This is a genomic window from Actinomycetospora flava (assembly GCF_037400335.1).
Classification (GTDB): Bacteria; Actinomycetota; Actinomycetes; order Mycobacteriales; family Pseudonocardiaceae; genus Actinomycetospora; species Actinomycetospora flava.
In genome coordinates this window covers 72,545-98,423 of sequence record NZ_JBBEGM010000001.1, presented here as the reverse complement: position 1 = coordinate 98,423, position 25,879 = coordinate 72,545, and the positions used below count along the sequence as shown (strand labels likewise).

The following is a 25,879-nucleotide window of genomic DNA, read 5'->3' as shown; positions in this document are numbered from 1 at the left end:
GGAGCCTGCGGGGTCGAGGGAGGAACCGTGACCACAGCCGCCACCGGGGAGTCGGTCGTCGTCACCCTGAGCACGTTCGCCGACGCCAAGGACGCCTACCGCAGCCGCGAGCTGCGCCAGTCGCTCTACGACGAGGGCGAGGTGGTGATGGCCGACGTGCTGGTGAACCTGCACGGCACCGAGCACCGCGACCGCCGCCGCGTCGAGAACCGCATGTTCCGCCGCGAGGTGTTCGAGCGCTACGAGCGCGACCTGTTCCCGCAGGTCACCGCGGACACCCTCGCCCCGTACGTCGCGGCGGGCCACGTCGACCTCGTGCACCTCGGGCACGAGCTGATGCTCAACCTCGCCGCGCTCACCGCGGGCATCGACCGCCCCGAGGGCACCGCCGCCGAGACGGCCCGGCTGCACGCGCACATGATGCGGTTCATCGAGGGCGCGACGCTCGCGCACGCCACGGGTGACAAGGCCGCGAAGGCCGCCGAGGTGGCCCGCGCGCTCGAGGAGTGGGACGCCGAGTTCCTGGCGCCGTCGATCGCGCGGCGGCGCGAGATGCTGGACGCGGGGGTGGAGCCGCCCCGAGACGTCCTGGCCACCCTGCTGCGCCACGCCGACGAGCTGGAACTCCCGCACCACGTCGTCCGCCGCGAGGTCGCGTTCTACCTGCTCGCCGGGGCGCACACGAGCGCGACGGCGTTCGTGCGCACCGTCGACCACATGCTCGGCTGGTTCGCCGAGCACCCCGACCGCACCGACGCCTGGGCCGACCCGCTGTTCGTGCAGCGTTGCGTGCACGAGACCGTGCGGCTCAACCCGTCGAGCCCGGTGGGGATGCGCCGGGCGCTGGCCCCGGTCGCGCTGCGCTCGGGCACGACGATCCCGGAGGGCGCCACCGTCGTGATCGACCTCCAGGCGGTGAACCGCGACGTCACGCTCTTCGGCGCCGACGCCGCCGCCTTCGACCCCGACCGCACGGTGCCCGCGGGCGTCGCCCCGTTCGGCCTGAGCTTCGCCGCCGGGATGCACGTCTGCATCGGGCAGGACCTCGCCGCCGGGGTGGTCGCCCGGTCCGGCGCCGACGCTGGCGACACTTCTGGCACGCACCTGTTCGGCCTCGTCACCGGCGCGGTCGGGCAGCTGTTCGCGGCCGGCGTCCGCCCCGACCCGGACCACCCGCCGGAGCGCGACGCCTCGACCGCCCGCCCGTACTGGGGCACCTACCCGGTGCTGCTCGGAGGAGGTTCGTGAGCTACCGCATCGAGGTCGACGGCGAGATCTGCATCAGCTCGGGACGGTGCGTCGCCGAGCACCCGGAGGTGTTCCGGTTCGACGACGACGAGGTCGCCGAGACCGTGCCGGGGGCACCGACGCTGCCCGACGACGTGACGCTGCGGCTGGCGCGCTCCTGCCCGTCGTCGGCGCTGCTGGTGTTCGATGCGCAGACCGGCGACGAGGTCGACGTCTTCGCGTCGTGAGCACCTGAGGAGAGCACGTGGACCTGGGGATCCGGGGGAAGCGCGCGGCGGTGGCCGCGGGCACAGCGGGGCTGGGACGGGCGTGCGCGGCGGCGCTGGTGGCCGAGGGCGCCGCGGTGACGATCTGCGGCTCCGACGCCGGGCGCGCGCAGGCCGCGGCCGCCGAGCTGGGCACCGACTGGCTGGTCGCCGACCTGACCGACCCCGAGGCGGCGGCCGGGTTCGTCGGGCAGGTCTCCGAGCGCCACGGCGGCGTCGACATCCTCGTCGTCAACGGCCCCGGGCCCGGTCCGGGGCGCGTCGCCGACACGACGCTGGGCGACTACCAGGCCGCGCTGGACCGCAGCCTGCTCGCCGTGGTCGGCATGTGCCTGGCCGCGATGCCCGGGATGCGCGAGCGGGGCTGGGGGCGGGTCGTCGCGATCACCTCGCTCGGCGTGCGCCAGCCCTATCCGAACCTCGCGCTGTCCAACACCGCGCGGGCCGGGGCGACGGGCTTCCTGCGCACGCTGGCCCGCGAGGTGGCCGCCGACGGGGTCACAGTGAACTCCGTGCTGCCGGGGCTGCACGACACCGACCGCGTCCGCTCCGTGTACGCCGACCCCGACCTGCGCGCCCAGGCCCTCGCCGGCGTGCCGGCCGGGCGTCTCGGCGACCCCGCGGAGTGCGCGGCGCTCGTCGCGTTCCTCTGCGGGCAGGGCGCGGGGTTCGTCACCGGCGCGGCGGTGCCCGTGGACGGCGGGGCCTACCAGGCGTTGCTCTGACGTCTGGACACCGGCGTCGTCAGTTCTCTAACGTCTAGCTCCCGCCACACCGACGTCCGGGAGCGCGCATGTCCACGGAATCGACCGCCGTCCCGGCCGCCGCGGACGCCACCACCCGGCGCGCGCTGCGGCGACTGCTGGCGGGCGGCGTCATCGGCTCGCTCGTCGAGTTCTACGAGTTCTCGGTGTACGCCGTGCTCGCCACCACGCTCGCCACGGTGTTCTTCCCGGCCACCGACCCCACGACGGCGCTGCTGTCCACGCTCGCCGTGTTCGCGGTCGCGTTCTTCGCCCGGCCGCTCGGCGGCTTCGTCTGGGGCGCGGTCGGCGACCGGATCGGGCGCAAGCGCACGCTCGCGCTGACGGTGCTGCTGATGTCGGCGGCCACGGCGCTGATGGGCCTGCTGCCGGGCTACGCGGCGATCGGGCTGGCGGCGCCGGCGCTGCTCGTGCTGTTGCGGTTCGTGCAGGGCGTCTCCGCGGGCGGGGAGATCTCCGGCGCCGTGTCGTTCGTCGCCGAGCACGCGCCCGAGAACCGGCGCGGCTTCTTCGTCGGGATGATCTCCGTCGGCGCCGTGGTCGGGACGCTGCTCGGCAGCCTGATCCCCGGGGTCCTGCTGCTCACCCTCACCACCGAGCAGATGCAGTCGTGGGGCTGGCGGATCCCGCTGGTCGTGGCCCTGCCGCTCGGCCTGGTCGGGCTCTACATCCGCCAGAAGCTCGACGAGACGCCGTACTTCCTCGCGCTGCGCGAGGAGCGCAACCGGGCGTCGAACCCCGTGCGCGCCGCGCTCGCGGGCCGTGAGCAGCGCCGCCTGCTCCTCATCGCGTTCGGCCTCGTCGCGGCGAACGCGTCGTCGTTCTACATGATCGTCGGCTACCTGCCGAGCTTCGCGACCCGCAGCCTCGAGCTCTCGGGGCTGCAGGCGTTCGCGCCGTCGGTGATCGCGCTGGCGGCGTGCCTGGTGGCCGAGGTCGGCGGGGCGTGGCTCTCCGACCGCATCGGGCGCCGCACCGTGCTGCTCGCCAGCGTCGTCGGCCTGCTCGTGCTGGCCTACCCGAGCTTCCTGCTCATCACGTCGGGGACGTTCGGGCTGATCGCCTGCGGGCTGGTGCTGTTCGGGCTGCTCGCGGGCGCGTACGCCGCGGTGATCAACGCCGCGCTCGTCGAGCTCTTCCCGACGCGGGTGCGGGTCAGCGGGCACGGGATCACGTACAACCTGTCGGTCGCGATCTTCGGCGGGTCCGCGCCCTACCTGCTGACGTGGCTCGGCGGCGTCACCGGCTCGACGATGGTCGGCGCGTACTACGTCATGATCCTGGCGGTGGTCTCGCTGCCCGCCGTGCTGGCGCTCAGGGAGACGGCGCGGAGGCCGCTGCCGTAGTCGCCGCCGTAGGGAGCCGCAGGAGCCGCTCGGCGTTCGCCGTCAGCTCCTTGCCCCACGTGCCGGTCGGGGTGTCGTCGGCGTCGGAGTCCCAGCCGGCGAAGTTGGTGCCGAACACGAGGTGGGACGGGTCGGCCCGCGCCGCGAGCAGGGCCGCCGAGCCCTCGTCGTGCACGTGGACGTCGAACCACAGCCGGCGGAGGAACGGCTCGAACCCCTGCTCGCGCAGCGCCTCGGACGCCCACGGGCGCTGGCGCGCCGCCCGGGCGAAACGGCCCGCGAGGAACGCGGCCGCGCCCCCGCCGTGGGACAGGCACACGTCGAGCCCGGGGTGGCGCTCGAGCACCCCGCCGAACACCAGCGCGGCGACCGCGAGGGTCTCGTCGTAGGCGAAGCCGCACTGCAGGTCGAGGTCGAACCGGCGCAGCCGCGGGTCGGCGGGTGGCCCGTCGGGACCGATCGGGGAGGGGTGCACGAACAGCGGGACGTCGAGGTCGACGACCGCCTCGTAGAGCGGGTCGAGCGCCGGGTCGTCGAGCGTGCGCCCGGCCGGGTCGGTGTCGAGGTAGATCGCCGGCATGCCGAGGTCGCGCACCGCCCGCCGGGCCTCGCCGATGGCCGCGGCCACGTCCTGGACGGGCAGCTGGGCGGCGGCGAGCAGGCGGTCGGGGTGCTCGCCGACGAGGGCGGCGAGGCCGTCGTTGGTCCGGCGCGCGAACGCGACCGCGTCGTCGACGGGCAGGTCGCCGAAGTAGGTCAGCGGGTTGGGCGAGAGCAGCTGGCGCCCGATGCCGGCCGCGTCCATGGCGGCCAGGCGCACGTCGACGTCCATGAACGGGCTGCCCTCGTAGCGCACGCCGTGCAGGACGTAGTCGCCGACGCGGTAGAACGGCCGCCCGTCCGGCGAGGTGCCCAGCTCCGGTCCGGCCCGCCCCGCCGCGCCCTCGGAGGAGCGCAGGACGGCGTGGGCGTGCACGTCGAGGATCTCAGACATGCGACATGCGCTCGAGCTGCTCCTCGGTGAGCGCGAGCGAGCGCGTCAGCGGGCAGGCGGCGAGGAAGCGGACCTGGTCGGACGCGCGCTGCTTGTGCTCGGGGATCGGGGTGACGAGGTCGGTGCGCTTCCCGCCCTTGATCACCTCGACGATCTTTTCCTTGTCCTGGAGCACCCGGACGTCGCGCAGCGGGTCGCCGTCGACGACCAGGACGTCGCCGACCCGGCCGGTCTCGAGCGTGCCGACCTCGCCCTCCATGCGCATCGCGAAGGCGCCGTTGCGGGTGGCCGCGACGATCGCCTCCATCGGCGACATGCCCATGTAGTCGACGAACATCTCCAGCTCGCGGGCGTGCCACTCGCCGACCGGGGTGACCGCGAAGCCGGTCTCGGAGCCGGTGAGGAAGCGGACCCCGGCGGCGTGGGCCTTCGTGAGCTGCTTGGCCGTCACCTCGATCTCGGCGCGGAACACGTCGAGCAACTCGGGGGCGGTGCCGATGCGCGCGCCGTAGTCGGCGAGGTTGCCCAGCAGCGTGAACGTCGGGCACATCGACGCCCCGGCCTCGACGACGGCCTCGATCGCCTCGTCGTCCAGGTAGGAGGCGTGGTAGATCAGGTCGACCCCGGCGCGGGCGGCGTCGCGGGTGGAGTCGGAGTTGCGGCAGTGCGCGACGACCTTGGTGTTGAGCTCGTGCGCGGTGTCGCAGACCGTGCGCAGCTCGTCGATGTTCCAGACCTTGATCTCGGGGCCCTTCATCGACGGGATCAGGCCGGTGACCATGATCTTGATCCAGTCGACGCCGTACTTGATCTGCCGGCGGATCTCGTTGACCATCACGTCCCGCCCGGTGACGACCGTGGCGTAGCCGGTGGTGCCCTCGTCCTTGATCATCCGCCCGGCCGTGCCGCCCAGCATCGTCATGAGCGCCTGGCCGCCGGCGCGCATCCGCGGGCCCTCGACGATCCCGGCGTCGATCGCGTCGCGGAGCTCGCAGCCGATGTTCCACAGGCAGTCGGCGTCGAGGACGCTGGTGACGCCCGCGCGCAGCACCTTGCGGGCGTTGTAGGCCGAGAGCATCGAGCTGTAGGCCTCGGTGCGGTGGTTGAAGAGCTCGTCGTTGCCCGTGGGCTCGCCGAACGTGAGGTGGGTGTGGGCGTCGATGAGCCCGGGCATCACCGTCTTCCCGGTGGCGTCGACGCGCTCGGTGGCCTCGTCGGCGCCGGCCGCGGCCTCGGCGCCGAGGGCGGCGATGCGTCCGTCGCGCACGAGGACGTCCTCGCCGGGCCGCGCCGCCGCGCCGGTGCCGTCGACGACCGTGCCGCCGTGGATCAGGATGCTCGCCATCACGCGCCTCCCGTTCGCGCCGTCAGGGTGCTGACGACTATCCGTGCCGTGGCTCTCAGTCTCGCACAGAGGTGAAGGGTCGCCGGGTGATGGACGCGGACGATCGTCGGCATTAGCGTCGTTACCGTGACGACGACGTGGGCAGTGATCACGGGAGCCGGTCGGGGGATCGGTGCCGTCCTGGCCCGGCACGCGGCGAAGGAGGGCTACCGCGTCGCGGCGTGGGACCTCGACGGCGAGGCCGTCCACGCCGTCGCCGCCGAGATCGGCGAGGCGTGCGTGCCGATGGCCGTGGACGTCGCCGACGAGAGCTCGGTGCGCTCGGCGATGGCCGAGCTGTCCGCCGCCCCCTCGCTCGTGGTCAACAACGCCGGGATCGTGCGCTTCGGCCCGCTGCTCGAGCTGGCGGCGGCCGACTGGCGCGCCGCGCTCGACGTCAACCTCACCGGCACGTTCCTGGTCGCCCGAGTCGCGGCGGCGCGCATGGTCGCCGAGGGCGTCGGCGGCGCGATCGTCAACATCGCCTCGATCAACGGTCTGGCCGCCGCACCCGGGGCCGGGGCGTACACGTCCTCGAAGGCCGGGGTCGTCAAGCTCAGCGAGCACATGGCCCTCGAGTGGGGCGCCCACGGCATCCGCGTCAACGCGGTCGCGCCCGGCCTCATCGACGCCGGCATGTCGGAGCCGATCAACGCCGACCCCGCGGCGCGCAAGGCGCGGTCCGGCCGCGTCCCGCTCGGGCGTCTCGGCACGGCCGACGACGTCGCCGAGGCGGTGCTCTTCCTCGGCTCCGAGAAGGCCGCCTACATCACGGGCCAGACGCTCGCGGTGGACGGCGGAATCACCCGTGGCGCCCTCAACGCCATGCCGCGCGGCGCGGCCACCGACCCCAGCGCCGACTGACCTGGGACGATGGGGCCATGTCGCAGCAGAGCGTCATCGACGAGCTGGGCCGTCTCGGGATGTCGGGCTACGAGGCCAAGGCCTACGTGGCCCTCGTGGCCGCCGGGACGCCGCTGAACGGGTACGAGGTCGCCAAGCGCTCGGGCGTGCCGCGCAGCACGGTCTACGAGACGCTCGGCAAGCTCGTCGGCCGCGGCGCCGCCTACGAGGTGCACGCGGGGGAGGGGAGCGTCGGCTACCTGTCGCTGCCGCCCGCGTCGCTACTCGAGCGGATGCGCCGCGAGTTCGACGCCTCGATGGACGCCCTGGGTACCGAGCTGCCCCGGCTCGCGACGCCGCCCCAGGTGCGCATCGTCCACAACCTCACCGACCGCGGCTCCCTGCTCGCGCGCGCCGAGGACGTCGTCGGCGCGGCCCGCAACGACCTCTTCCTCTCCGGCTGGCCCGCCGAGCTCGCGCCGCTCAAGCCCGCGGCGCGCCGCGCGGAGACCGAGGGCGTCGACGTCTCCGTCGTGAGCTTCGGCGAGGACGCCGAGCCGGTCGGCAGCACCACGGTGCACCGCTTCTCGTCGCCCGACGTGGCCCTGGAGAACCTGGGCTGCCGGCTGATGGTCGTCGCCGCCGACCGCGAGCAGGCCGTCATCGGCGGCGTCGTCGGCGACGACGCGTGGGGCGTGTTCACCGACGACCCCGCCGTCGTGCTGGTCGCGGTCGAGTACGTCCGCCACGACATCGCCATGCACCTCATCGCCGAGAAGCTCGCCCCCGAGGACTTCGAGACGTTCTGGGCGAACGACCCGGCGATCCAGCGCCTGCGCGCCGACCACGGCATCCCGGCGGCGCTGCTCAAGCTCGGCGGGCGCGAGGCGCCGACCGCCCGCCGCCGGCGCCGGTGATGGGCCTGCGGCCCATGTGAGTGAAACGGGTCGTCAGGGCAGCCCATTTCACTCACCTGGGCCGCAGGCCCATCAGGCGTTGGTGACCCCGAGGCCGAGGCCGCCGTCGACGGTGAGCACGTTGCCGGTGACCCACTCCGCGCCGAGCAGGTACTCGACGGCCTCGGCGACCTCGTCGGTGGTGCCCGGCCGGCCCAGGGCGTGCGCGGGGCCGAGGGACTCCATGCGCTCGGCGGCGGTCGCGTCGTCGAAGATCCCGGCGCGCTGGTTGATCTCGGTCAGCACGCCGCCCGGGCGCACGCAGCTGACGCGGACGCCCTGGGGGCCCAGCTCGGCGGCGAGCACCCCGGTCAGCGTCTCGAGCGCTCCCTTGGTCGCCGCGTAGGGCGACGCGCCGGGGAACGCGCGCTGGGTGTGCACCGAACCGAAGAACACCACCGCGCCCCGGGAGGCGACGAGGTGGGGGAGCGCGAGGCCGGTCAGCAGCATCGGCGCGACGGTGTTGGACGCGAAGACGTCGTGCAGGCCCTGCTCGGTGAGCTCGGCGAGCGGGCCGCGGTACATGTTGGCGGCGCCGTGCACGATCGCGTCGAGGCGGTCGCCGCCGTGCGCGACGGCGGCGTCGACCATCGCGCGCCGGTCGGCCTCGACGGTGACGTCGCCCGCGACCGCCCGGGCCCCGCAGCGACGGGCGACGGCGTCGATCTTCTCGGCGCGCCGGCCGGTGAGGGTGAGGTGGGCGCCGGCGGCGGCCAGGCGCGTCACGACGGTCTCGCCGATGCCCGACCCCCCTCCGGTGACCAGGACGGACATGCCGGCGATCTCTCGTGCCATCAGGCGATTCCCTTCATCACGGTCTCGGCGGCCATCCGCAGCATCAGCGCGCGCTCCAGGGGCGCCGAGGTCGTGCGCAGCTCGTCGGACTGGACCTCCACGGCGAGCGGGAGGTCCCCGGGCAGGCCCGCGACGAAGGCGGGCAGGTCGAGTCCGCCGCGGCCCGGCGGGACGCGGTGGTGGCGGGCCTCGTCGGCCAGGTCGGCGGGCGGCGTCCCCGGGTCGGCGACGTCGGTGAGCTGGGCGTAGCCGGTGAGCGCCGGGTCGGCGGGGCGGGCCAGGTCGTCGCCGGTGCGGTGCAGGTGCAGGGGGTCGAGCAGGACGGTGACGCCGGTGGCGCGGGCGATCCGCTCGGCGGCGTCGCGGGTGCGCACCCCGGTGAAGCGCATGGGCTCGAGGGCGACGCGCGTGCCCGACCCCTGCAGCAGCGACGCCAGCTCGGCGACCCGGGCGGTGGTGACGTCCTCGTCGGGGTCGTCGGACACCGTCAGCAGGAAGCGCGCGCCCAGCTCGGCGGCGGCCTCGGCGAGGGCGCGGTCGGCGTCCGACAGCGGATCGGGGCCGAGCCGGACGACCTCGACGTCCAGGAGGCCGACGTCGTGGCGCGCGAGCGCCCGGGCGACCTCCGGGGCCTGCGCGCGGGGGTCGGCGAGGCGGACCCCGGCCATGTCGTAGCCGCTCGCGGCCGCGCAGGCGACGACCTCGGCCGGGTCGAGGTCGAGGACGCAGCCGGCGGACAGGGAGAGCGGGTGCTCAGCCACCGAGGGCCCACCGGGCGGCACGGGTGACGATCTCCGCGTGCTCGGCCACCGCGTACGACGGCGGGTGGTGGCCCAGGGCGTCGTACACGACCCGCCCGCCGCCGTGCTCGCGCCGCCACAGCAGGGGCATGACGCGACCGTCGGGTCCCGGCTGGGGCGCGGCGAGCAGCGGGTCGAGGTCGTCGGCGAGCGCCATGTCGCCGTACACCTCGTCGACCAGGCAGAACCCGCCGACGCCGTCGACGAGGTGGTCGTCCCCGGTGACCGACACGTCGATCTCCGGGCCGAGCGGCGGGTGCTGGGAGTGGCCCCAGACCCACCGCGCGCCGAGCGCGTCGGCCCACCCCGGCCAGTCGTCGAAGCACAGCGCGGCGGTGTGCATCGCGAGCACGCCGCCCCCGCCGGCGAGGTGCTCGGCGAACGCCGCGCGCGCCGCGTCCGAGGGGCTCGCGCCCTCGGCGTCCGCCTGCGCCCGGTAGCGGTCGGGGACACCGGGGCCGGTCATCGTCCAGCGCAGGGCGTTGACCACGAGGAGGTCGGCGCCGGGGAGGGCGAGGAACGCCGCGTCGACGTCCTCGTGGACCTCCGGCGTGACCCCGAGCGGGCGCAGCAGGTCGGCGAGGCAGGACGTCGTGGCCGGGAAGTCGTGGGTCAGACCTCCGGACAGCACCACAGCGCGCACGGGGCGACCTCCCGTCGTCGGGACCTTAACGACTACCGGGGTGACTCTACGAGGCGCGCGCTCGCGCGGACCAGACCGCGTCCCGCGATTAGGGTCGGCGTCCGTGCCCGGCCCCCGCACCCTGCATCAGCACGTCCCCGCCCGCCCCGACCTCCCGCAGCGTGTCGGCCCGGACGCGACCGCGGTCGTCGTCGGCGGCGGCATCGCCGGGGTCACCGCCGCCCTGGTCCTCGCCGAGCGCGGCGTCCGGGTGGAGCTGCTCGAGGCGGCGCCGCACCTCGGCGGGCGCCTCGGCACCTGGGACAGACAGCTCGCCGACGGCTCCGAGGTGGTCGTCGAGCACGGCTACCACGGCTTCTTCCGGCAGTACTACACGCTGCGCGACATCCTGCGCCGCCTCGACCCCGACCTCGGCTTCCTGCGCGACGTCGGCGGCTACCCGATCGCGAGCCGCCCGTCGGTCGGCTGGGAGTCCGAGGACTTCACGGCGCTGCCGCGCACGCCGCTGCTCAACCTGGTCGCCCTGGTGCTGCGCAGCCCCAGCTTCAAGCTCCGCGAGCTGCGCCACGTCGACGCCGACGAGGCGCTGGCGATGCTGCGCTACGACCCGGTCCGCACGTTCGCCGAGCACGACCACCGCAGCGCCGCCGACCTGCTCGACGGCCTGGGCTTCTCCGACCGCGGCCGCGCGATGCTCTTCGAGGTCTTCGCGCACTCGTTCTTCAACCTCGAGCAGCGGTACTCGGCGGCGGAGTTCCTGGCGATGTGCCACTTCTACTTCACCGCCAACCCCGAGGGCCTCGGGATGGACGCGCCGACCGAGGACTACCGGACCTCGCTGTGGGAGCCGTTCACCCGCCTGCTCGAGAAGCACGGTGCGACGGTGACGACCGGCGCGCGGGCGGTGTCGCTGCGCCCGGACGGCGCGCGGGGCTGGGCGGTCGACGTCGAGGGCGAGCCCGCCCGGTACGCCCGCCACCTCGTGGTGGCCACCGACGTGCCCGCCACCCGGGACCTCGTCGCCGCCTCGCCGGAGCTGATCGCCTCGGCGCCCGGGCTCGCGCGGCGGATCGCGGCGCTGCCCGGCGGCGAGCCCTACGTCGTCGCGCGCCTGTTCTGCGAGGGCGACGTCGACCCCGGGCGGGCGGTGTTCACCGGCGTCACCCGCGAGCGCGTCCTCGACTCGGTGACCCTGTTCCACCGGCTCGAGGGCGGGTCGGCGCGCTGGGCGGGCACGGGGCGGTCGGTGGTGGAGCTGCACTCGTACGCCTGCCCGCCGGGGGAGTCGGTCGACGACCTGGTGGCGGCGATGCGCGAGGAGCTCGCCGCGCTGTGGCCCGAGGCCGCGGACCTGCGGGTGATCGACGTCGACGCCCACTGCTACACCAACGCGCCCGGCTTCGACCCCGGCTACCACCTGGTGCGTCCCGGCGTCCTCACCGACGCGCGCGGGCTGCGCCTGGCCGGCGACTGGGTGGCGAGCGACGTGCCCTCGGCGCTCATGGAGCGGGCGGCGGTCACCGCGGTCACCGCCGCCAACGACGTCCTGCGCGAGGAGGGCGCCGCGCCGGAACCGATGCGCTCGATCCGCCCCCGCGGGGTGCTGGCGCCGCGGGTACGTGCGTGATCTTCTGAGCGATAGCTCAGAAGATCACTCACGTGGGGTGCACGGCGACGGGAGCGGCGACGCGATACCGTCTGCGCGCCGCCGGCGGAGGACCGGTGGGGGACCCGGGAGGACCTGCAGTGGCGAACCGACGGACGGCCGGGCGCACGGCGGCGCTGGTGGGCGTGCTGCTCGCCGGAGGCGTGGCCCTGAGCGCGTGCGTGTTCCCCGCCGAGCCCGCCCCGGGGTCGCCGTCGAGCCCGAACGAGTACTCCACCGAGGGCTTCCCGCCGCCCGGTCCCGCGCCCCAGCCCGGCGTGATCACGCCCGCTCCCGCGCCGCCCCTCGAGCGTGTCGAGCCCGTCGAGCCGACCCCGGGCCCGCCGACCAGCGTGGAGCCGGCGGAGCCGGAGCCCGCGCCGGCCCCCGGCGAGTAGTCCTCAGCTCTCCGGCGCCGGGGTCCGCGCGCAGAACGCGACCCCGAGCAGCCCGAGCGAGCCGCTGATCAGGAAGATCACGAGCGTGCCCGGCGAGAGCGACCCGGTGACCGCGTCGCCGAACAGCACGACCGCCGCGGTCCCGGGCACCAGCCCGATCGCCGTGCCGACGAGGTAGTGCCACCACCGCACGCTCGTCACCCCGAACGTGTAGTTCAGCGGGGCGAACGGGATGAACGGCACGAAGCGCGCCGAGACCACCGCGAGCAGGCCGCGCGAGCTCAGCCGCTCCTCGAGCATCCGGACCCGGCCGGGTCCGAGGTGTCGGACCGCCCGGCCGCCGAGCCGCCGCGAGATCGCGAACCCGGCCGCCGCCGACGCCACGCTCGCCACCAGGCACAGGACCAGGCCCAGCCAGGGGCCGAAGAGCAGGCCCGCGCACAGCGAGAACGCCGTGCGGGGCACCGGCGCCGTCGTCACGACGACGTGCACCCCCAGGAACGCCAGCGGCGCCCACCCGCCGAGCGCCGCGACCCGGTCGCGCAGCTCCAGCGGCGTGGGCAGCGGGACGGTGACGGCGACGACGACCAGCGCGAGCAGCACGGCGGCGAGGAGGTACCAGCGGCCACGACCGGACGTCAGGCGCAGCGGGGCCACGGTCGGGCGTGCTCCTGTCGTGCTCGTCGGCGTGTTCCCGGCGAGCGTACTCAGGCCACGCGGGAGAACAGGCCCTGATACGCGACGACCATGCCCACCGGGTCGACGGTGACGCCGAACTCCCCATAGGTCGGGTCGGCGTAGGTGTAGGTCGCGAGGCCCCGGGCCTCGTCGGGGCCCCGGCGGTAGATCTGGCGCACGCGGTGCACGGCGAGCGACGGCACGTCGAGCCACGCCACGTCGATCGACGCCTCGCCGCCCACCGGCAGGTCCAGCCGGCGCACGGGCAGCGTGTTCGTCAGCGGCGAGGCCGAGACGTCGACGTCGGTGCAGCCGCGCAGGTCCGGCCAGGGCCGCCCGTCGAGGGACCACTCACCCAGGTGGTCGACCTCCAGCGTCACCCGCTCGAGACCGTCGTCGGCGAGCACCTCGACGAACACGGTGCGGGTGAGCCACGCCCGGTCGGCGATCACCGAGTACCGCAGCGACCACGCCCCCGCGTCGTCGCGCATCACCGCCGAGCCGTCGAGCAGGTGCGCACCGTCGGGGTGCGTCGCGTCCGGGGTGTAATCGGAGAGGGCGCCGTGGGCCAGGCCGTCGGAGACGTCGAGCCGTCGCCACATCGCGGAGTGCAGGGCCACCGGGGGATGGTGGCAGACACACGGTGACGCGCATTCACGCGTGCCGTGCCCGGACGCGTGGCACGATCTCGGCGTCACGGGTCCGGCGCGGGGAGTCACCGGCGCGGAGAGGGGAGCGTCCAGGTGAGTGGTCCGTCGTCCGACCAGCCGTCCGACGAGACGTCCGGCTCGTCCGGGTCGTCCGGCGCCTCGAGCGGCGGGAACGGCACCGACGGCGGGACCGGCGAGCCCACCCCGCCCCGCGGCACGCCCGGCGCGTCGTCGGTCCCGGCCTGGGACCCGGGGGGCGGCAGCGGCGGTGACCAGCCCACGACGAGCGGCTCCTCCGGCTTCGCCCAGCCCGGCGCCGCGCCCGGGTCCGTGCCCGGGTACGGCCAGCAGGCCGGCTACGGCCAGCAGCCCGGCTACGGGCAGCAATCCGGGTACGGCCAGCAGCCGGGATACGGCCAGCAGCCCGGCTACGGGCAACAACCCGGCTACGGGCAGCAACCCGGGTATGGGCAGCAACCCGGCTACGGGCAGCAACCCGGCTACGGGCAGCAACCGGGGTACGGGCAGCAGCCCGGGTACGGACCGCCACCGGGATACGGCCAGCCCGGGTACGGCCAGCCCGGCCCCGGTCAGCAGCCCGGCTTCGGCGGCATGCCACCGCGCGCGCCGAAGCCCGGCATCGTGCCGCTGCGCCCGCTGGGGCTCGGCGAGATCCTCGACGGCGCGCTCGGCTACATCCGCGCGCACCCGAAGATCGTGCTCGGCTGGTCGGCGGTCGTCGCGGTGATCAGCGTGCTCGCCCAGCTCGTCGTGACGCTGCTGGTCCCGACGGCGTCGCCGGCGTCGTTCGGCGCCTCCCCGGACCTGTCGCGCCTCACCGGACAGGTCGCCGGCACCGGGGTGTCGTCGTTCGCGTCCGGGGTGGTCACGCTCGTCGCGACCTCGGTGCTCACCGGCATCCTCATGGTGGTCATCAGCCGCTCGGTGCTCGGCGCCCCGGTCGACGCGAACGAGACCTGGCGCGCCGCGCAGCCGCGCATCCTCGGGATCATCGGGCTGTCGCTGCTCATCGCCCTGATCGCGATCGGCATCCTGCTCGTGGGCGCGATCCCCGGGCTCCTGCTCCTGTTCGTCGACGGCACGCTCGGCGGCGTGGTCATCGGCATCGGGGTGCTCGCGGCGCTCGTGGTCATGATCTGGGTCGGCGTCTCGCTCTCGCTCTCCGCGCCCGCCTACGTCCTCGAGGGCGTCGGCGTGACGGAAGCGCTGCGCCGCTCGTGGTTCCTCGTCAAGGGACGCTGGTGGCCGGTGCTCGGCATCCAGCTGCTCGGCGCGATCATCGCCTTCGTCGTCGCCGCGGTGATCGCCGTCCCGTTCTCCATTGCGGGCGGCCTGGCCGCGTTCGGCGGTGGGGGCGGCGCGAGCGGACTGGCGGGCGCGGGGACCATGCCGCTCTCGCTGCTGCTCCTGACGTCGCTGGGCTCGATCATCGCGAGCACGGTCACGACGCCCTTCCAGGCCGGGGTCACCGGCCTCCTGTACGTCGACCAGCGCATGCGCCGCGAGGGCTTCGACATCGAGCTGCAGCGCGCCGCCGTCGGGCCGCGCTGACGGGCGGGTCGATGATCCCGGTGGGGCCCGCGGACCCGGCGCCGGCGCCGGGCGTCGTGCCGATCGACATCGGCGCGGACCCCGCCCGCGAGCTGGCCCGTGAGGAGCTCTCCGGGCGGGTCTACCAGGAGGCGGCCCCCGACCCGGTGCAGACGATCCTGCGGTGGGTCGCCCAGCGGCTCGAGGACGTGCTGCGTGCGGCGTCGGGCATCGCCCCGGGCGGCGGGTGGGGGCTGCTTGTGCTCCTGGTGCTGCTGCTCGTCGTGGTCGTCGTCGTGCGCCGCCGGTTCGGACGGCTCGCCCGGACGGCAGCGGCCCCCGGCGCGGTGCTGGGCGGGACCGAGCGCACCGCCGCCGAGCACCGCCGCCTCGCCGACGGGCACGCCCGCGCCGGCGCGTTCGACGACGCGGTGCGCGAGCGCATGCGCGCGATCGTCCGGTCGCTCGAGGAGCGCACGATCCTCGAGCCCCGCCAGGGCCGCACCGCGGGCGACGCCGCCCGCGCGGGCGGGCGCGCGCTGCCCGCCGTCGCCGACGACCTGCTCGAGGCCGCCCGCCGGTTCGACGAGACGGTCTACGGCGGGCGCGCGGCCGACGCCGGCACCGACGCCCGCCTGCGCGAGATCGACACCGCCGTCTCCGCCACGCGCGCGGTGGGCGCCGCGTGATCACCGGGGGCTTCCGGCGCGTCGAAGCGGCGAAGTCAGGGGAGCACGCCGATAGGGCGTTCGCTGCGAAGACCCGGGCCTGGCACGGGCCCGTGCTGATCGGGGCGCTGGTGCTCGCCGCCGCGCTGGTGGTGGCGCTGCTCACCGCCGCGCCGCGCATCGGCGACCTCAGCCCCGAGGGCGCGTCACCCGAGGGCGCCATGGCGCTCGCCCACCTGCTGGAGGACCAGGGGGTGCGCATCGAGCCGGTCGACGACCTCGATCCCGTCACCGCCGCGCCGGGCACCACGGTGTTCGTGGCCTTCCCGGAGCGGATGAGCACACGCCAGCGCGACGCCCTCGCCGCGTCGGGTGCCGACGTCGTGCTCGTGCGCCCCGACGAGCGCTCGCTGAGCGCCCTCGCCCCGGGCGTGCGCACGGAGCTCATCGAGCTGCCCGAGCCCACCGAGCCGGCGTGCGCCGTGCCCGCGGCCGTCCGCGCCGGGCCCGTCGACCTCGCCGGCGCCGCCTACAGCGTCGGTCCGGGGATCGCGGCGCAGCGCTGCTACCCCACCGAGGGCCAGGCCGGCGCCGCCTCGCTGGTCACGGTCGCCGAGCGCGGGCGCACCGTGACCGTCGTCGGCGACGCCACCCCCTTCACCAACGACGCGCTCGACGAGCGGGGCAACGCCGCCCTCGCGCTGAACCTGCTCGGCGCCCACCCCGAGGTGCTCTGGTACCTGCCCGTCCCGCCGCCCGCGGAGCCCGGCCAGGAGCGCAGCACCTCCGAGCTCCTGCCCGCGGGCTGGATCTGGGGCCCGTTGCAGCTGCTCGTCGCCGGGCTGGCCGTCGCGCTGTGGCGGGGCAGGCGCCTCGGGCCGGTGGTCACCGAGGACCTGCCCGTCGTCGTCCCCGCCGGCGAGACCGTGCGGGGGCGGGCCCGGCTCTATCGACGCGCCGGCGCCCGCGACCGGGCGGCCGCGGCGCTGCGGTCCGACGCCGTCCGCGAGCTCGCCGCCCGCCTCGGCGTGCCGCGCAGCGGGGGCACCGCCGCCGTCGTGGACGCCGTCGCCGCGCGCACCGGACGGTCCACCACGGACGTCGGCGCGCTCCTCGACGGCCCGGCACCGGCGGACGACCCGGCGCTGGTGGCGCTCGCCGCCGACCTCGACGGGCTGCGCCGCGCCGTGCGGGACACGGCCGCCGACTCCCCGGCGGGGTCCGCATGATCGGATGGCGGGCGTGACCAGCAGCGAGGGCACCGACACCACGGTGGTGACGACGACCGACGGCGTGACCGGCGACGAGGCGCGCGACGCCCTGCTCGCCCTGCGCCGCGAGGTCGCGAAGGCCGTCGTCGGCCACGACGCCGCCGTGACGGGCCTGGTCATCGCGCTGCTCAGCCGCCGCCACGTGCTGCTCGAGGGTGTCCCCGGCGTCGCGAAGACGCTGCTGGTCCGGGCGGTCGCCGCGGCGCTGTCGCTCGAGGACCGCCGGGTGCAGTTCACCCCCGACCTCATGCCCGGCGACGTCACCGGCTCGCTGGTCTACGACTCCCGCAGCGCCGAGTTCTCGTTCCGCCCGGGCCCGGTGTTCACCAACCTGCTGCTGGCCGACGAGATCAACCGGACCCCGCCGAAGACCCAGGCCTCGTTGCTCGAGGCGATGGAGGAGTTCCAGGTCTCGGTCGACGGGACGCCGCGCCCGCTGCCCGACCCCTTCGTCGTGGCCGCGACCCAGAACCCCGTCGAGTACGAGGGCACCTACCCGCTGCCCGAGGCCCAGCTCGACCGGTTCCTGCTCAAGCTCGTACTGCCGCTGCCGCCGCGCGACGACGAGATCCGCATGCTGGGCCGGCACGCCGAGGGCTTCGACCCCCGCGACCTCGCCGCCGCCGGCGTCCGCGCCGTCGCCGGACCGGAGCACCTGCGGGCCGGGCGCGCGGCGGTCAGCCGGGTGACCGTCCGCCCCGAGCTCCTCGCCTACGTCGTGGACCTCTGCCGCGCGACGCGGTCGTCGCCGTCGCTGCGCCTGGGCGTCTCCCCGCGCGGGGCGACGGCGCTGCTGCTCGCCGCCCGGTGCTGGGCGTGGCTCTCGGGCCGCGAGTACGTGACGCCGGACGACGTGCAGGCCCTCGCGCTGCCGGTCTTGCGCCACCGGGTCGCGGTCCGCGCCGAGGCGGAGCTCGAGGGCGTCACCGCCGACGGCGTGGTGTCCGGGGTGCTCGCCGCGGTGCCGGTCCCGCGCTGATCTCGTGGCCGTCACCGGGCGCTTCGCGCTCCTCGTCGCGCTCGGCGCGCTGGTCGTCGGGCTGGCGTGGCCGTCGGGCACCGGGGTGCTCGTGGTGTCCGGGGTGCTCGCGCTCGCGGCGATCGCCGACGCGCTGGCCGCGGTGCCCGTCGGCTCCCTGCGCCTCGACCGCGAGCAGGACGACCTGGTCACCCTGCGCCTCGGCACGTCGATCGAGGTGGCGCTGCGCGTCGCCAACCCGGGCCGGCGGCGCGCGGTCCTGCTGCTGCGCGACGCCTGGGAGCCCTCGGCGGGCGCGGCGCCCGCGCGGCACCGGCTCGTCGTGCCGGCGGGGGAGCGGCGCCGTGTCGTCTCCACGCTGACCCCGACGCGGCGCGGTGACCGCGACGCCGCGCGGGTCACGGTCCGGTCGCTCGGGCCGCTCGGGCTCGGCGCGCGCCAGGGCCGGCGCGACGTCCCGGCACGCGTGCGGGTGCTGCCGGCGTTCGGGTCGCGCCGCCACCTGCCCTCCCGGCTCGCCCGCCTGCGCGAGCTCGACGGGCGCCGCGCGATCCAGGTGCGGGGGCAGGGGACCGAGTTCGACTCGCTGCGCGAGTACGTCGCGGGCGACGACGTGCGCTCCATCGACTGGCGGGCCTCGGCGCGCTCGCACGACCTGGTCGTGCGCACCTGGCGCCCCGAGCGCGACCGGCACGTGCTCGTCGTCATCGACACCGGCCGCAGCGCCGCGGGCCGCGTCGGCGACGCTCCGCGGCTCGACGCCGCCCTCGACACCGCGCTGCTCCTCGCCGCCCTGGCCTCGCGCGGCGGCGACCGCGTCGACCTGCTCGCCCTCGACCGCGAGGTCCGGGCCTCGGTGCTCGGCGCGACCGAGCGCGACCTGCTGCCCGCGCTCGTCACCGCGATGGCGCCGCTGGAGCCCCGGCTGGTCGAGCCCGACATGCGCCTGCTCGCCGCCGCGGCGCTGGCGCGGGCGGGTCGGCGCAGCCTCGTCGTGCTGGTCACCGGGCTGGAGGAGGCCGCGGTGACCGAGGGCCTCGACCCGGTGCTGGGCGCGCTGCTGCGCCGGCACACGCTGCTCCTCGCCGCCGTCGCCGACCCGGAGCTCGCGACGATGGCCGCCGGCCGCGGGGACGCCGAGGCCGTCTACACCGCCGCCGCCGCGGGCGCCGCGCGTGACTCCCGCCGCCGCACCGCCGAGCGCCTCGCCCGCCGGGGGGTGGAGATCGTCGACGCGGCCCCCGACGACCTGCCCCCGGCGGTCGCCGACCGCTACCTGGCGCTCAAGGCCGCCGGCCGGCTGTAGGTCAGGCCTGCGCCCAGAGCAGCCAGCAGGCCGCGGTGAAGCGGATCTCCCCGCCCGCGCGGAACTCGTCGAACGCCGGCCGGACGTGCTCGATCACGCGGGTGCGGGTCGCGTCGTCCGCGCCGGCGAGCAGGCGCCCGACCGGCCCGATCCCGCCGAGGTAGGCGTCGAGGTGGGCCGCCGGGAGGGCGCAGGGCACGTCGACGGGGCCGGCGGTCGCCGTCGACCAGCCCGCCGCGCGGAGCAGCCCGAGCGTCCGGTCGGGGTCGGCGAGGGCGAACGGGCCGGGCGCGTCGGGCGCGAACGGCGGCACGTCGAGCAGGGGAGCGGCGGCCTCCCCGGCGCGGGTCATGAAGGGGTTCTCGTCGGTCCCGCGCCACACGACCGCGCGCAGCGCGCCGCCCGGACGGGTCGCCGCGTGCAGGTTGGCGAACGCCGCGGGCGGGTCGTCGAAGAACATGACGCCGAACCGGGAGGCGATGACGTCCGCGGCGCCCGGGGCGAACCGGTGGCGCGCGGCGTCGGCGACGAGGAACTCGGCCGTACCGGGATCCCGCGTCCGGGCCAGCGCGACCATCGGCTCGGACAGGTCCACGCCCAGGCAGTGCGCGTGCGGACCGAGCCTGCGGGCGAGCGCGAGGGTCGTCGCGCCGGTGCCGCAGCCGACGTCGACGACGGTCGGCGACGCGGTGCCGACGGCGGCCGCCACCCGGTCGACGAGGAGCTCCTCGATCGGCGCGTACAGCGCGTCGAGCACGGGCTGCAGGCGCACCCACGCGTTCCCGCCGGCGCCGTTCCAGGCCGCGGTCTGCTCCGCCTGTGCGTCCACACGCGACAGCGTGTCAGCCGAACACCCCTCAGCCGAAGTCCTCCGGGCTGAAGGCGCGCGGCTCCACGAGCACGAGCCAGTTGCCGGAGTTGTCGCGCATGACGGCCTCGACGCCGTAGGGGCGCTCCGAGGGCTCCTGGGTGAACTCGACGCCGAGCTCCGTCAGGCGCTCGTACTCCGCGCGACAGTCGTCGGTGGACAGCCCGAAGCCGCCCATGTTCCCGCTCGCGAGCGCGCGGCGGACGGCGCCCGCCATCTCGTCGTTCAGGGGCGGGCCGGGCACCATCAGCGTCACCTCGAGCTCCGGCTGCCGCGGGTGCTTCACCGTCACCCAGCGGAAGCCCTCGCCCATCTGGACGTCGGTGCCCTCCACGAACCCCATCACGTCGCAGTAGAACTTCTTCGCGTCGTCCTGGTCGGTGACGTACAGCGTGAACAGCGAGATGTTGGTGATCATGCGGAGGATTCTCCCGGCGCACCCACGTCCCGGGCCTTCTCCGGAATTGCTCGGTCGGCATCGGTGGACCGGCTCCGCTGCGTTGCGCGGTCGGAGAGCCCGTGCATCATCACGAAACACCCCGGGATGCGCGGCGGGCCGGAGAGCTCCCAGCGCGCCTGGTACTCCGACGGGCTGCAGCCCACGAGCCGCCGGAAGCGCGTCGAGAACGACCCGAGCCCCGAGTAGCCGACGAGCCAGCAGACCTCGGTGACGGTAAGGTTGGTGGCGCGCAGCAGGTCCTGGGCGCGCTCGACCCGGCGCTCGGTGAGGAACGCGTGCGGGGTGCGGCCGTAGGTGCGGGCGAAGCAGCGCAGGAAGTGGTACTTCGACAGGCCCGCCGTGGCGGCGAGCGCGTCGAGGTCGAGCGGCTCGGCGTAGTGGCGGTCGATCCGGTCGCGGGCGCGGCGCAGGCCGACGAGCAGGTCGTCCGGCACCGTCGTCATCGTCAGCCCGCCGCCGGGAGGGTGGCGCCCCGCCGGTCCGCGGCGAGGTCGGCGAGCGCGGGGGCCGTCGCCCCGTGGCGCCGGACCAGCACCACGCCCCACAGCACGTAGGCGACGAACGCGGCCTCGGCGAGCACCCCGATGCCGATCCGCGCGGCGGTCGGCAGGCCCGAAGGCGTCACGAACGCCTCGATCACCCCCGAGATCGCGAGCAGCACCGCGACACCGAGCGCCATGCCGACCGTCGTGCGTCCCGCGCGGGCGAGCGACTCCGTGCGCGACAGCGGCCCCGGGTCGATCCACGACCAGCCCAGCCGCAGGCCGGCCCCCGCGGCCACGAACAGGGCGGTGAGCTCGAGGAGCCCGTGCGGGGTGATCAGCCCGAAGAACAGGTCGGCGCGGCCGTTGGCGGCGAGGATCCCGCCGGAGACCCCGATGTTGACCACGTTCTGGAGCATCACCCAGAGCACGGGGAGGATCAGCACGCCGGTGACGAGGCAGATCGCGGCGATCCAGGCGTTGTTGGTCCACACCCGGGCGGCGAACGACGACGCCGGGTCCGAGCTGTAGTAGGACGCGAAGTCCTCCTCCACCAGCCGCCGCGTCTCCTCGGGCGGCAGCAGCGCGGACTGGACGTCGGGCGAGCGGGCGACCCAGACCCCCACGGCGAGCATGACGACCGAGCACACCGCGAGCGTGGTGAACCACCACCGCCACGACGCGGCGAGCGCCACCGCGAAGCCGACCGTGGCGAACCGCGTGAGGTCGCGCCACGACGCGGTGGTCGACCCCGTGATCGCCGTGCGGGCGCGGGCGACCAGCGTGGAGAGCCGCGCCACCAGCGCCGGGTCCGGCGACGTCGAGCGCACGACCGACAGGTGGGTGGCCGTGCGCTCGTACAGCGACACCGCCTCGTCGACCTCCGCGCCCGTCCACCGGCGGCGGTCGAGCAGGTCCGCGAGGCGGTCCCACTCGGGCCGGTGCGCGGCCACGTAGGCGTCGACGTCCACGACCGCGATCCTCCCACTGATCCTTCCGACAGACCCCCGACATGCGCTGGCACGATGGCTCCCGTGGACCGGGTGGTGATCGGCGAGGCCGTCGAGCTCGACGTGCGCACCGCCCGCCTGCCCAGCCGCGCGCTCTCGTTCGCCCTCGACGCGCTGATCATGGTGGCGCTGCTGTTCCTGGTCCTGCTCGCCATCGAGCTGGCCGGCTCCGACGTCGACACCGCCCTGGCCGCCGCGGCGGGGCTCGCGATCACCGTCGGCGTGTTCGTCGGCTACCCGCTGCTCTGGGAGACGCTGACCCGCGGTCGGTCGCCGGGGAAGTACGCGATGGGCCTGCGGGTGGTCCGCACCGACGGCGGACCGATCGTCTTCCGTCACGCCCTGGCCCGCGCGCTCGCCGGGTTCATCGTCGACTTCGGGCTGCTCTCGTTCTTCACCGGCGTGATCGGCATCGTGGTCTCGGCGAGCACGGCCCGCGGCCAGCGCGTCGGCGACCTCCTGGCCGGCACGATCGTCGTCCGCGAGCGGCTCCCGCGCACCGGGCTGCCGGGCCTCCCGCCGGCCGACCCTGCCCTCGCCGCCTGGGCGCAGCGCTGCGAGCTCGCGGACCTCCCCGACGACCTCGCCCTCGCCGCCCGCCAGTTCCTCGTGCGCGCCGGGCAGCTCGCCGCCCCGATGCGCGCGCAGCTCGGGACCCGGCTCGCCGCCGACGTCGCCGCCCGCGTCGCCCCGCCCCCGCCGCCCGGCACGCCGCCCGAGGCCTACCTGCTCGCCGTGCTGGGGGAGCGCCGTCGCCGCGAGACCGCACGTCTCGGCGGGTCGCCGTGGGGGAGTGGTGCCCCCGGTGCCAGCGGTGCCGCCGGTATCACGGGGAACGGGGCCGCGCCGGCCCCTCCCGTCGCGGCGCCGCCGACCTCGCCGTTCGGCCAGCCGTGGAGCGGACCGGGATCGCCCGCCCCGTCCCCGTCGCCGTTCGGCCCACCGCCGGCCACTCCGACACCTGCGCCGGCACCCGAACCCACCCGCCGGGACGACCCGGATCCCGCGCCCTCGCCCGGCGGCTTCGCCCCGCCGGGCTGAGCGCCGCGAGCGGCACCTTCCGCAGGCCGCGACCCCGTCGATCATGCGGGGTGCGCCTGTCGCGTCGACCCGCACTCGGGGCGCGACGGCACCTCGTCGCCACCGGCACCCTGCGCAGGCCGCAACGCCCGTCGCTGGTGCGCACCGCGCCGCTCGGACCGCGACGTCCCGCGGGTGCTCGCCATCTCGATCTCTCCGCGATGTCACCACGGCTCCCGGCGACGACGACCCTGACGGCATCCTCGAGTGATCGAACTGGCGAGCTCGCCGCGACCGGCACCTCCCGCCGGCTCCGGGCCCTGTCGACCATGCGCAGGGTGCCGGTCGCACCGCCGACGCCGCCGGCCCCCGCCCCACGGAACGCTTCGATTCCCGGAGCGCCCTCCACCGGAGCGACCGGCTCCCCGCCACCCCGGGGCGAGGCCCCCGAAGGCCGCTTGCCACGATCGGAGCGTGCCCCCGGACCCCTCGACGACCTCGGCCGCCGACGCCGACCCGTCGGAGGTGACGCCGCGCCGCCGGCCCGGGATCGTCGTCGCGGCGCCCGTGCTCGGCGTGATGGCGCTGGTCAGCGCCTGGACGGGCTGGGGCGGGCTCGCGCTCGGGCTGGTCGCGGTGGTCGTCGCGCTGGTCGCGTTCTCGCGCCTCCGCGGCCGGGACGGGTCCCGCCGCGGCCCCCTCGCCGGGCTCGCGCTGGGCGTCGTCGCCGTGGGGATCGCGGTCGCCGTGGAGTGGAGCACCCTCGCCGGCGCCGTCACCTACCTGGAGACCGGCGGCGTGCGCACGCTCGACGAGTGCATGCGCCAGGCGCAGAACGAGAAGGAACAGCACGTCTGCAAGTCCCAGCACCTCGACGAGTACCGGGCCCGCTACCCGAGCGAGATCGACCCGTGAGACGGGGCGCGGCGCTCGCGGGCGCCGCCGCCGCGGTCGGCCTGCTCGTCGCGGCCGTGGCGGTGCTGGTCCGGGGGCCGGTCGGCTATCCCGAGCTGGGCCTCGCCGACCCCGGCGTGCTGGTGCGGGTCCTCGTGCCGGTGCTGCGCACGGTCGTCGACCTCGCCGGCGCCGCGACGGTGGGCGGGCTGCTCGTCGCCCTGGTCGTCGCCACCCCGCCCGCGGGGACCACGGCGTTCAGCGCGACCGGGCGGCGCGCCTTGCGGATCGCCCGCGGCGCGGCCTGGATCGGAGCGGCGGGCGCGGCGCTGTCGGTACCCACGAGCCTGGCGGACTCGCTGGGCGGGCACGTCCCGCTCGGCCCGGACCTCGTGACGACGATGCTCGCGCGCGGCGAACCGGTCGGCTGGCTGGTCGCGGCCGCGCTGGGCGTCGCGACGGCCGTCGCCGCCGGCGAGGTGCGGCGGTGGAGCGGGGGCGCGGGCGTGCTCGGGCTCGCGGTGGCGACGCTGCTGGTGCCGGTGGCCACCGGGCACGCCGCCGACGGCGTCGGCCGCGACCTCGCCCTGGCGAGCACGGCGTTCCACGTCGTCGCGGCCGCGGTGTGGCTCGGCACGCTCGGGGTGCTCGCCGTCGTCCGCGGCGACAACAGGTCCTGGTGGCGCGCCGCCCGGATCGGCACCGCGGCCGGCCTCGTCACCGTGGCCTCGGGCGCCCTCGCCGCGGCCGTCGCGCTCAGCGGACCGGGCGGACCGGGCGCCGGCGTCGAATGGACGGTCCTGGTCCTGCTCGGCGCCGCCCTGACCGCCGTCGCCGGCGGGGTGCTGTGGCGGCGGAGCGGTCGCACGACCTGGCCCGTCGAGCTCGCGCTGCTCACGGCCGTCGTGGGCCTGTCCGCCGTCGCGACCCGCGCGGTGCCGCCGGTGCAGGCGCCCGGCGCGACGAGCACCCCGACCGCGCTGCTCGGCTACGGGCTCGCGGCGCCGCCGTCGCCCGCGGTGCTCGCGACGTCCTGGCGCCCCGAGCTCGTCACCCTGACCCTGGCGGTCGTCCTCGCCGGGCTCTACGCCGCCGGGCTGCACCGTCTGAGCAGAGAAGGGGCTCGCTGGCCGGTGGGCCGGTCGGTCGCCTGGTTCGCGGCGTGCGCGCTGCTCGTCGTCGCGACCTCGTCGGGGCTGGGGCGCTACGGCCCGGCGGTGCTGAGCGTCCACATCGCGGGACACATGCTCGTCGCCACCGCCGTCCCGCTGCTCTGGGCCCTCGGCGCGCCGATCGTCCTGGCGCGGCGGACCCTGCCCGAGGCGGCGCCCGGAGCGCCGGAGGGACCGGCGGAGTGGCTCGAGCACCTGCTCGCCGCGCCGACCCTGCGGTTCGCGAGCCATCCCGCGGTGGCGCTCGTGCTCGTCGTCGGCTCGCCGGCGCTGCTCTACCTGACGCCGGTGTTCGCCCTGACCCAGCCGCTGGGCTGGCTGCAGCCGCTCATGACGCTGTGGTTCCTGGTGGTCGGGGTGCTGTTCCTCGGACCGCTGGTCGCCGGCCCGCCGGACGGCCCGGGCCTGCCGCCGATCGCGCGCCTGACGTTCCTCATCGCCTCGATGCCGGTGCACGCGCTCGTGGGGCTGGCCCTGCTCGCCGCGGACCATCCGGTCTCGCGCACCCCGGTGCTCCCCGCCGACGGGGGAAGCGGGCAGATCTTCGTCGACGACTTCTTCGTGCGTCTGCGCCTGCCCTGGGCCCCGGACCTGCTCGCCGACCAGCACCTCGCGGGCGTCCTCGTGTGGCTGCTCGGCGACCTGCCGCTGCTCGCCGCGGTGGTCGCGGTGCTCGTGGCGTGGTCGCACCACGCCCGCGCCGAGGACGCCGACCGTCGCGCCGACCTGCTCGTAGGACTCACGTCACGCTGAACTGTCTCACGATGTGGGAAGGATTTCCTGCGACG

General features: G+C 75.8%; 27 protein-coding genes. 16 read left to right on the top strand and 11 right to left on the bottom strand.

Features of this window, described 5'->3' with window-relative positions; genetic code table 11:
* The first annotated feature begins 27 nt into the window (after nucleotides 1–27).
* The 4 genes from WCD58_RS00480 (at nucleotide 28) to WCD58_RS00465 (ending at nucleotide 3,624) form a co-directional block, all read left to right on the top strand.
* Complete coding sequence (locus WCD58_RS00480; protein ID WP_337698669.1) at nucleotides 28–1,248, top strand: cytochrome P450; 1,221 nt, start codon at nucleotides 28–30, stop codon at nucleotides 1,246–1,248.
* Complete coding sequence (locus WCD58_RS00475; RefSeq protein ID WP_337698668.1) at nucleotides 1,245–1,475, top strand: ferredoxin; 231 nt, start codon at nucleotides 1,245–1,247, stop codon at nucleotides 1,473–1,475. Before WCD58_RS00480 ends, WCD58_RS00475 begins: the two co-directional genes overlap by 4 nt.
* 17 nt (nucleotides 1,476–1,492) lie before the next feature.
* Complete coding sequence (locus WCD58_RS00470; RefSeq protein WP_337698667.1) at nucleotides 1,493–2,239, top strand: SDR family oxidoreductase; 747 nt, start codon at nucleotides 1,493–1,495, stop codon at nucleotides 2,237–2,239.
* Nucleotides 2,240–2,307: 68 nt separating this feature from the next.
* On the top strand, nucleotides 2,308–3,624 hold the full coding sequence (locus WCD58_RS00465) for an MFS transporter (RefSeq protein ID WP_337698666.1): 1,317 nt from the start codon (nucleotides 2,308–2,310) through the stop codon (nucleotides 3,622–3,624).
* On the opposite strand, the gene WCD58_RS00460 is transcribed toward WCD58_RS00465, so the two are convergent.
* Together WCD58_RS00460 and WCD58_RS00455 are read right to left on the bottom strand one after the other, a co-directional pair.
* Nucleotides 3,593–4,618 carry an amidohydrolase family protein gene (locus WCD58_RS00460; RefSeq protein WP_337698665.1) on the bottom strand — a complete coding sequence of 342 codons (1,026 nt, stop codon included), beginning with the start codon at nucleotides 4,616–4,618 and terminating at the stop codon, nucleotides 3,593–3,595. The genes WCD58_RS00465 and WCD58_RS00460 overlap by 32 nt on opposite strands.
* Nucleotides 4,611–5,963, bottom strand: a complete 1,353-nt coding sequence (locus WCD58_RS00455) for a metal-dependent hydrolase family protein (protein ID WP_337698664.1) — start codon at nucleotides 5,961–5,963, stop codon at nucleotides 4,611–4,613. The genes WCD58_RS00460 and WCD58_RS00455 overlap by 8 nt, the downstream gene beginning before the upstream one ends.
* A gap of 126 nt (nucleotides 5,964–6,089) precedes the next feature.
* Here WCD58_RS00455 and WCD58_RS00450 point away from each other — a divergent pair, with 126 nt between their 5' ends.
* Both WCD58_RS00450 and WCD58_RS00445 read left to right on the top strand, forming a co-directional pair.
* Nucleotides 6,090–6,866 (top strand): SDR family NAD(P)-dependent oxidoreductase, encoded by a 777-nt coding sequence (locus WCD58_RS00450; protein ID WP_337698663.1) that lies wholly within the window; start codon nucleotides 6,090–6,092, stop codon nucleotides 6,864–6,866.
* 17 nt (nucleotides 6,867–6,883) lie between these two features.
* Complete coding sequence (locus WCD58_RS00445; RefSeq protein ID WP_337698662.1) at nucleotides 6,884–7,762, top strand: TrmB family transcriptional regulator; 879 nt, start codon at nucleotides 6,884–6,886, stop codon at nucleotides 7,760–7,762.
* 72 nt (nucleotides 7,763–7,834) lie between these two features.
* On the opposite strand, the gene WCD58_RS00440 is transcribed toward WCD58_RS00445, so the two are convergent.
* From WCD58_RS00440 to WCD58_RS00430, 3 genes are read right to left on the bottom strand one after another with little or no spacing between them, the layout of a single operon-like run.
* Nucleotides 7,835–8,596, bottom strand: a complete 762-nt coding sequence (locus tag WCD58_RS00440; protein ID WP_337698661.1) for an SDR family NAD(P)-dependent oxidoreductase — start codon at nucleotides 8,594–8,596, stop codon at nucleotides 7,835–7,837.
* Nucleotides 8,596–9,357, bottom strand: a complete 762-nt coding sequence (locus WCD58_RS00435; protein WP_337698660.1) for a sugar phosphate isomerase/epimerase family protein — start codon at nucleotides 9,355–9,357, stop codon at nucleotides 8,596–8,598. The genes WCD58_RS00440 and WCD58_RS00435 overlap by 1 nt, the downstream gene beginning before the upstream one ends.
* Nucleotides 9,350–10,039 (bottom strand): ThuA domain-containing protein, encoded by a 690-nt coding sequence (locus WCD58_RS00430; RefSeq protein ID WP_337698659.1) that lies wholly within the window; start codon nucleotides 10,037–10,039, stop codon nucleotides 9,350–9,352. The genes WCD58_RS00435 and WCD58_RS00430 overlap by 8 nt, the downstream gene beginning before the upstream one ends.
* A 103-nt stretch (nucleotides 10,040–10,142) precedes the next feature.
* Here WCD58_RS00430 and WCD58_RS00425 point away from each other — a divergent pair, with 103 nt between their 5' ends.
* The gene (locus tag WCD58_RS00425; protein ID WP_337698658.1) at nucleotides 10,143–11,666 is read left to right on the top strand and encodes an FAD-dependent oxidoreductase; all 1,524 of its coding nucleotides are present in this window, start codon (nucleotides 10,143–10,145) and stop codon (nucleotides 11,664–11,666) included.
* Between the two features lie 119 nt (nucleotides 11,667–11,785).
* Nucleotides 11,786–12,082, top strand: coding sequence for a hypothetical protein (locus WCD58_RS00420; protein ID WP_337698657.1), 297 nt, complete (start codon nucleotides 11,786–11,788; stop codon nucleotides 12,080–12,082).
* 3 nt (nucleotides 12,083–12,085) lie between these two features.
* On the opposite strand, the gene WCD58_RS00415 is transcribed toward WCD58_RS00420, so the two are convergent.
* The gene (locus tag WCD58_RS00415) at nucleotides 12,086–12,739 is read right to left on the bottom strand and encodes a TVP38/TMEM64 family protein (protein WP_337698656.1); all 654 of its coding nucleotides are present in this window, start codon (nucleotides 12,737–12,739) and stop codon (nucleotides 12,086–12,088) included.
* A 50-nt stretch (nucleotides 12,740–12,789) separates the two neighbouring features.
* On the bottom strand, nucleotides 12,790–13,380 hold the full coding sequence (locus WCD58_RS00410) for a putative glycolipid-binding domain-containing protein (RefSeq protein ID WP_337698655.1): 591 nt from the start codon (nucleotides 13,378–13,380) through the stop codon (nucleotides 12,790–12,792).
* A 123-nt stretch (nucleotides 13,381–13,503) separates the two neighbouring features.
* Here WCD58_RS00410 and WCD58_RS00405 point away from each other — a divergent pair, with 123 nt between their 5' ends.
* The 5 genes from WCD58_RS00405 (at nucleotide 13,504) to WCD58_RS00385 (ending at nucleotide 19,185) form a co-directional block, all read left to right on the top strand.
* Nucleotides 13,504–14,982, top strand: coding sequence for a DUF7847 domain-containing protein (locus tag WCD58_RS00405; protein WP_337698654.1), 1,479 nt, complete (start codon nucleotides 13,504–13,506; stop codon nucleotides 14,980–14,982).
* An 11-nt stretch (nucleotides 14,983–14,993) separates the two neighbouring features.
* Nucleotides 14,994–15,650, top strand: coding sequence for a DUF4129 domain-containing protein (locus WCD58_RS00400; RefSeq protein ID WP_337698653.1), 657 nt, complete (start codon nucleotides 14,994–14,996; stop codon nucleotides 15,648–15,650).
* On the top strand, nucleotides 15,647–16,858 hold the full coding sequence (locus tag WCD58_RS00395) for a DUF4350 domain-containing protein (RefSeq protein WP_337698652.1): 1,212 nt from the start codon (nucleotides 15,647–15,649) through the stop codon (nucleotides 16,856–16,858). The genes WCD58_RS00400 and WCD58_RS00395 overlap by 4 nt, the downstream gene beginning before the upstream one ends.
* Nucleotides 16,859–16,922: 64 nt before the next feature.
* Complete coding sequence (locus WCD58_RS00390; RefSeq protein ID WP_373696183.1) at nucleotides 16,923–17,879, top strand: AAA family ATPase; 957 nt, start codon at nucleotides 16,923–16,925, stop codon at nucleotides 17,877–17,879.
* Between the two features lie 4 nt (nucleotides 17,880–17,883).
* Complete coding sequence (locus tag WCD58_RS00385; RefSeq protein ID WP_337698651.1) at nucleotides 17,884–19,185, top strand: DUF58 domain-containing protein; 1,302 nt, start codon at nucleotides 17,884–17,886, stop codon at nucleotides 19,183–19,185.
* Between the two features lies 1 nt (nucleotide 19,186).
* On the opposite strand, the gene WCD58_RS00380 is transcribed toward WCD58_RS00385, so the two are convergent.
* The 4 genes from WCD58_RS00380 to WCD58_RS00365 are packed head-to-tail and all read right to left on the bottom strand — an operon-like array spanning nucleotide 19,187 to nucleotide 21,966.
* The gene (locus WCD58_RS00380; protein WP_337698650.1) at nucleotides 19,187–20,014 is read right to left on the bottom strand and encodes a class I SAM-dependent methyltransferase; all 828 of its coding nucleotides are present in this window, start codon (nucleotides 20,012–20,014) and stop codon (nucleotides 19,187–19,189) included.
* A gap of 28 nt (nucleotides 20,015–20,042) precedes the next feature.
* A complete protein-coding gene (locus WCD58_RS00375; RefSeq protein ID WP_337698649.1) occupies nucleotides 20,043–20,471 on the bottom strand; it encodes a VOC family protein in 429 nt (142 codons plus the stop codon).
* Entirely contained in the window at nucleotides 20,468–20,956 is a 489-nt protein-coding gene (locus WCD58_RS00370; protein ID WP_337698648.1) for a helix-turn-helix domain-containing protein, read from the bottom strand. Before WCD58_RS00370 ends, WCD58_RS00375 begins: the two co-directional genes overlap by 4 nt.
* A 2-nt stretch (nucleotides 20,957–20,958) precedes the next feature.
* A complete protein-coding gene (locus WCD58_RS00365; protein ID WP_337698647.1) occupies nucleotides 20,959–21,966 on the bottom strand; it encodes a stage II sporulation protein M in 1,008 nt (335 codons plus the stop codon).
* A gap of 63 nt (nucleotides 21,967–22,029) precedes the next feature.
* Here WCD58_RS00365 and WCD58_RS00360 point away from each other — a divergent pair, with 63 nt between their 5' ends.
* The 3 genes from WCD58_RS00360 (at nucleotide 22,030) to WCD58_RS00350 (ending at nucleotide 25,844) form a co-directional block, all read left to right on the top strand.
* Nucleotides 22,030–23,046 carry an RDD family protein gene (locus WCD58_RS00360; RefSeq protein WP_337698646.1) on the top strand — a complete coding sequence of 339 codons (1,017 nt, stop codon included), beginning with the start codon at nucleotides 22,030–22,032 and terminating at the stop codon, nucleotides 23,044–23,046.
* Between the two features lie 453 nt (nucleotides 23,047–23,499).
* The gene (locus tag WCD58_RS00355; RefSeq protein ID WP_337698645.1) at nucleotides 23,500–23,940 is read left to right on the top strand and encodes a hypothetical protein; all 441 of its coding nucleotides are present in this window, start codon (nucleotides 23,500–23,502) and stop codon (nucleotides 23,938–23,940) included.
* Entirely contained in the window at nucleotides 23,937–25,844 is a 1,908-nt protein-coding gene (locus tag WCD58_RS00350; RefSeq protein ID WP_337698644.1) for a cytochrome c oxidase assembly protein, read from the top strand. Before WCD58_RS00355 ends, WCD58_RS00350 begins: the two co-directional genes overlap by 4 nt.
* Nucleotides 25,845–25,879 lie beyond the last annotated feature (35 nt).

Bases quoted from the DNA above. Each gene is read 5' to 3' on its own strand.
- WCD58_RS00370 (WP_337698648.1), bottom strand. From the start codon at position 20,956: ATGACGACGGTGCCGGACGACCTGCTCGTCGGCCTGCGCCGCGCCCGC.
- WCD58_RS00375 (WP_337698649.1), bottom strand. From the start codon at position 20,471: ATGATCACCAACATCTCGCTGTTCACGCTGTACGTCACCGACCAGGAC.
- WCD58_RS00440 (WP_337698661.1), bottom strand. From the start codon at position 8,596: ATGGCACGAGAGATCGCCGGCATGTCCGTCCTGGTCACCGGAGGGGGG.
- WCD58_RS00400 (WP_337698653.1), top strand. From the start codon at position 14,994: ATGATCCCGGTGGGGCCCGCGGACCCGGCGCCGGCGCCGGGCGTCGTG.
- WCD58_RS00445 (WP_337698662.1), top strand. From the start codon at position 6,884: ATGTCGCAGCAGAGCGTCATCGACGAGCTGGGCCGTCTCGGGATGTCG.
- WCD58_RS00455 (WP_337698664.1), bottom strand. From the start codon at position 5,963: ATGGCGAGCATCCTGATCCACGGCGGCACGGTCGTCGACGGCACCGGC.
- WCD58_RS00460 (WP_337698665.1), bottom strand. From the start codon at position 4,618: ATGTCTGAGATCCTCGACGTGCACGCCCACGCCGTCCTGCGCTCCTCC.
- WCD58_RS00465 (WP_337698666.1), top strand. From the start codon at position 2,308: ATGTCCACGGAATCGACCGCCGTCCCGGCCGCCGCGGACGCCACCACC.